This window comes from Pseudoalteromonas sp. S3178 (assembly GCF_005886985.1).
GTDB lineage: Bacteria > Pseudomonadota > Gammaproteobacteria > Enterobacterales > Alteromonadaceae > Pseudoalteromonas > Pseudoalteromonas carrageenovora.
In genome coordinates, this window is sequence record NZ_PNCW01000405.1 from 1 (window position 1) to 288 (window position 288).

1 protein-coding gene is annotated in these 288 nt (G+C 44.8%); it reads right to left on the bottom strand.

Annotated elements, in window-relative coordinates; translation table 11 throughout:
• Positions 1–54 precede the first annotated feature (54 nt).
• The coding region (locus CWC11_RS23125) for a transposase (RefSeq protein ID WP_212748115.1) at positions 55–288 on the bottom strand (234 nt) is incomplete at its 5' end.

Sequence of the window (288 nt, forward strand, 5' to 3'; positions counted from 1 at the left end):
AAGATTACCGATACATTGCTTAGCAGGGCGAGAGCGTGAATATACTGTTAACAGCTAAGCCCTAACCACCTTATCTAAATACTCAGTGTCCATCGCAGCGCGGCGTTGTTTTCGTCGTACGCTGGCTTTTAAGGTACTTTCTCTTTTCAACTGGTTCAGTCCTACATGCCTAAATGTACTGAAATTCTCTGCCGCATGACCTCGATTTATTGGGCAGTTATCCTCTCTGAATGAGACATCAAGAACCCAGTGTAATTGATTCTCAACGGCCCAATGGCTACGTACATG